This window comes from uncultured Megasphaera sp. (assembly GCF_958350005.1).
GTDB lineage: Bacteria > Bacillota > Negativicutes > Veillonellales > Megasphaeraceae > Megasphaera.
Map to the genome: position 1 here is coordinate 1 of NZ_CATWFF010000177.1, position 4,007 is coordinate 4,007.

At 52.1% G+C, this 4,007-nt stretch carries 5 protein-coding genes; 4 read left to right on the plus strand and 1 reads right to left on the minus strand.

The window, feature by feature from the left end; all coding sequences use genetic code 11:
- The first annotated feature begins 170 nt into the window (after window positions 1-170).
- The 4 genes from Q3886_RS08935 (at window position 171) to thiE (ending at window position 3,348) form a co-directional block, all read left to right on the plus strand.
- A complete protein-coding gene (locus tag Q3886_RS08935) occupies window positions 171-800 on the plus strand; it encodes an outer membrane beta-barrel protein (RefSeq protein WP_301861062.1) in 630 nt (209 codons plus the stop codon).
- 87 nt (window positions 801-887) lie between these two features.
- Entirely contained in the window at window positions 888-1,577 is a 690-nt protein-coding gene (locus tag Q3886_RS08940; protein ID WP_301861063.1) for a class I SAM-dependent methyltransferase, read from the plus strand.
- Window positions 1,562-2,683, plus strand: a complete 1,122-nt coding sequence (locus Q3886_RS08945) for a Nif3-like dinuclear metal center hexameric protein (protein WP_301861064.1) — start codon at window positions 1,562-1,564, stop codon at window positions 2,681-2,683. The genes Q3886_RS08940 and Q3886_RS08945 overlap by 16 nt, the downstream gene beginning before the upstream one ends.
- A 14-nt stretch (window positions 2,684-2,697) precedes the next feature.
- Entirely contained in the window at window positions 2,698-3,348 is a 651-nt protein-coding gene (thiE, locus tag Q3886_RS08950; protein WP_301861067.1) for a thiamine phosphate synthase, read from the plus strand.
- Between the two features lie 76 nt (window positions 3,349-3,424).
- Here the strand turns inward: thiE and Q3886_RS08955 are convergent, their stop codons facing one another.
- On the minus strand, window positions 3,425-3,931 hold the full coding sequence (locus Q3886_RS08955) for a hypothetical protein (RefSeq protein ID WP_301861066.1): 507 nt from the start codon (window positions 3,929-3,931) through the stop codon (window positions 3,425-3,427).
- Between the last annotated feature and the right edge of the window lie 76 nt (window positions 3,932-4,007).

Below are 4,007 nucleotides of genomic sequence, written 5' to 3' on the forward strand. Positions count from 1 at the left end.
ACATAATACATATAGCTATCATTGCAAATAAGCAAATGTATTGGCATGACACAAAACTGTCATATAGTATGTTTATACATTTTGGTACTCGTGACATTTGGTTCAGTACCTGCTATACTATAGTCAATCCAAAGAGATACACATGGATGACACAAGGGAGGATGATGGATATGAAACAGAAAATCTTAGCTATTATGGCTGCTATGACGGTTTGTGCATCAGGTGCTGCTTTTGCGGCTCCGCAGACGACGTTCCAGGAAGGACAGGCTCAGGTCGATCTGGGCGCCTGGAATACGAAAGCAGAAGTGGGACATGGAGATACGGATTCGAGCTGGAATTTCCAGGGAGGCATTACGTACGGCCTGACTGATAAGACGGCTATTCAGTATCAGTACAGCGGCTTGAGCACCGATGTTAATGGCCATGATGTGACCGATGGAAATCAGCAGGAAGTGAACCTCGTTCATTCTCTGAATGACAATGTTGCTGTATATGCCGGCTATAACCGGATCAACAACAGCCTGGAAAGATCTTCTGACGATTTGACCAACAATGTTGCTCAGATCGGCCTCATCGGCAAGGCACCGCTGGCAGATAACCTGGATGTATATGGCAAGGTAGGCGTCGGCACGAAGAGCACGACGACCTGGGAAGCTGGCCTGTCCTACGGCGTTACACCGGATTTCGATATTAATGCCGGCTACCGTTACGTCGATACGGAAGGTCGTCATGATAATGATCCCAGCATTACGTATAAGGGATTTGTTACTGGCGTTTCTTACCGGTTCGGCGGATTCTAAGGATTGCAGCGAATGGAAAACTGCCCTCGCAAGGGGGCAGTTTTTTTGCTATAATACACCTAGATAAAAAGGTAAGAAGGTGTGTGTATGAAGCTGACCGAGCGGTTGGCGGCGGCAGCAGCGCTGGTGCCGTCAGGCTCTACGATTGCTGATATAGGAACGGATCACGGGTATCTTCCTGTGCATGTATGCCAGCAGGGAATCTGCCGGCACGCTGTAGCTGCCGATGTGGCGCCAGGGCCGCTGGAAGCGGCTGTTTCCCATGTTCGTGGTGCCGGCCTGGAAGGGCGTATTGACTGCCGTCTCGGCGATGGTCTGTCCTGTATTCGCCAGGGAGAAGTAGACGGCATTGTCATCTGCGGTATGGGCGGTCCCCTGATGGTGCGGATTCTGGATGATTCACGGGACCTATGGCAGTCCCTGCAGTTTGCCGTCTTGCAGCCTCAAAGCGAAAGCGGCGTGCTGCGGCAGTTTTTATATGACCATGCGTGGCATATTGAAGAAGAAACGTTGTGCATTGACAGCGGGCGGCTGTACGAAATCATGCGGGCCGTGCCGGGGCGGGCGGAGCCGCTGCCGGCATGGATGTATGAAGTAGGCCCGATTAACTGGGCCCGGCGCAGTCCGCTGCTGAAGCGGCGAATTGAGCTGATTTTGTCTAAAAAGAAGCACGTAGCCGAAGGACTGGAAAAAAGCCGCAGCGATGTACAGCTGCAGGTCCGGACGCTGCGTCAGGAAATTGCCGCATGGGAGGAACGAGTATGTCAACTACAGTAGGAGAAATTGTTAAGACCTTAAAAGAATGGGCTCCATTGGAACTGAAAGAATCGTGGGATAATCCGGGACTGCTAATTGGCAGCCCGAACGAACCGGTACAAAAGGTCATGGTTACCCTGGATGTTATGATGGAAGGCGTAGACTATGCCATTGCCAACGGCGTGCAGATGATTGTCAGCCATCATCCGGTCATTTTTGACGGCCTCAAAGCGCTGCGCAGCGACACATATAGTGGCGAAATGTATCAGAAGCTGCTGGCCCATCATATTTCGGTATACAGTGCCCATACCAATCTGGACAGTGCTGACGGCGGCGTCAACGATGTCCTGGTTCGCCTGCTGGGACTGAAAAACGTATCTGGCCTTTTGCCGGTAGCAGAAGACAAATTGTATAAGATCGTCGTCTATGTTCCCAAGTCCCATGGCGATGCAGTCCGGCAGGCCCTGGCACAGAGCGGCGCCGGCTTTACGGGGAACTACAGTGACTGTTCCTTTACGGCTTCCGGCCTGGGACGGTTTAAAGCGCAGGACGGGGCTCATCCGTTTATTGGCAAGGTAGGAACCGTAGCGACAGCAGAAGAAGAACGGATTGAAACGATTGTGCCCAAGTCCCGCCTTTCGCAGGCCGTAAAAGCCGTACTGGCCGTTCATCCCTATGAAGAACCGGCGTATGACGTGTATCCGCTGCAGAATGAAGGGCACTGGTTTGCCATGGGCCGCGTTGGTACCTGGCCTACGCCGGAACCGGCGGGCATTGTCCTGCAGAAAATCAAACGTATCCTGAAACGGGATGTTCTCACCTATGCCGGCAATGTAGATACAGTTGTCAAAAAAGTGGCTCTCCTCGGCGGCGGCGGTGCTGGCTTTATGAAGCAGGCCAAAGCAGCGGGAGCGCAGTTGTATCTGACTGGGGATATGAAGTATCACGATGCGCAGGAAGCAATCCGGCTGGGGCTCGTTGTTGCTGACGGCGGCCATTTCGGTACGGAAAATCCTGTCGTCAGTGATCTGCAGAAGCGCCTTTGTGCAGCCAGTCAGCAGCAGAACTGGCAGATTGACTGTTTCTGTGATCCTACAAGCGGTGATTTCCTGCATTACCTGAAATAGGAGGAATTGGGATGATGACGAAAGCAGAACACATCCAGCGCCTGCGGACCGATCCGGTATACGCCATTATGGGCAATGAAGAGCTGTGCCGGGGGCGAAGCAACCGGGATGTGGCCAAGATGCTCATTGCCGCTGGGGTGAAGATTATCCAATACCGGGAAAAACATAAGACGTGGCGGGAAAGATGGCAGGAAGCGACGGAAATTGCAGCATGGTGCCATGAACAGAATGTGACGTTTATTATGAATGATTCTGTCGATTTGGCCATTGCCTGCGGTGCGGACGGCATTCACGTCGGCCAGGATGATGCGCCGGCTCCCTTTGTCCGCAAACTGGCCGGTGCCGATATGGTCATCGGCGTTTCCACGAATACTGTAGCTGAAATGAAGCAGGCCGCAGCCGAAGGAGCCGATTATGTCGGCTTTGGACCCCTCTTTCCGACGGCTTCCAAAAAAGACGCTCACAGCGTTGTGACGGCAGACGCCCGGCAGTATGCTGTGGCCTTTTCTCTGCCCGTCGTCGCTATTGGCGGCATTGATGCTGAAAATATACGGCCCCTGTATGATGAAGGATTTCGTTCCTTTGCCATGATTTCGGCTATTGTAGGACAACCGGATATTGCAGCCGCTGTGTCTCATATTCGCCGCACCTTGATGGCGAAATAGACAGATTGCCGATTTTATGAAAAAGCAGAACTTCAAAGAAACCTGTTCTTTGAAGTCCTGCTTTTTTTGACCTTCCTTATGGCAGAGGCGGCCAGGATGTTGTCTGGGCCGGGGTGCTTGGCCTGGCTGTCAGCGTATGGTTCAGGCTGTCGTAATTCCACAGGCGGTGGTGTTCGCGGATACACTGGCTCATGGCATACTGCGTGTGTTCCTGCTGCAGATACTGACGTTCAAAAGAGGGTTCCCAGAAGGGATCTTTAGCCGGTCTTACGCGGAGCATGCGTTTGGATAGCGTGTGCTTGCATTGGGCGGCAAACCACAGCGTCGTTTTGTCATTGGCCCGCTGTGACATAATGAGCATATGGACGTGATTGGGCATGACTACATAATCGGAGATGAGAAATACCGATTCTGTATAGCGCAGTGTTTCCAGCGCAGCGGCTACAGCTTCTCCCAGCGGCGTTGGCTGCCAGATATGCTTCCCATTCCGTTCGTGAATTTGCCCCAAGGTCATCTGATGCTGATGGGTACAAAATGTCAGCAGCTGAACACAGGAACAAGATGATTTGTTTTTTGTATGCATGAGTTGCACCTCCTGTATAGAATGCCTTCAGTATACAAGATGAAGATGAAAATAGAATGAAAAAAAGGGCGTAATG

What these genes read in the sequence shown, in the direction of transcription:
- Q3886_RS08935 (WP_301861062.1), top strand. Translation starts at nt 171, where the DNA reads ATGAAACAGAAAATCTTAGCTATTATGGCTGCTATGACGGTTTGTGCA.
- Q3886_RS08940 (WP_301861063.1), top strand. Translation starts at nt 888, where the DNA reads ATGAAGCTGACCGAGCGGTTGGCGGCGGCAGCAGCGCTGGTGCCGTCA.
- thiE (WP_301861067.1), top strand. Translation starts at nt 2,698, where the DNA reads ATGACGAAAGCAGAACACATCCAGCGCCTGCGGACCGATCCGGTATAC.
- Q3886_RS08945 (WP_301861064.1), top strand. Translation starts at nt 1,562, where the DNA reads ATGTCAACTACAGTAGGAGAAATTGTTAAGACCTTAAAAGAATGGGCT.
- Q3886_RS08955 (WP_301861066.1), bottom strand. Translation starts at nt 3,931, where the DNA reads ATGCATACAAAAAACAAATCATCTTGTTCCTGTGTTCAGCTGCTGACA.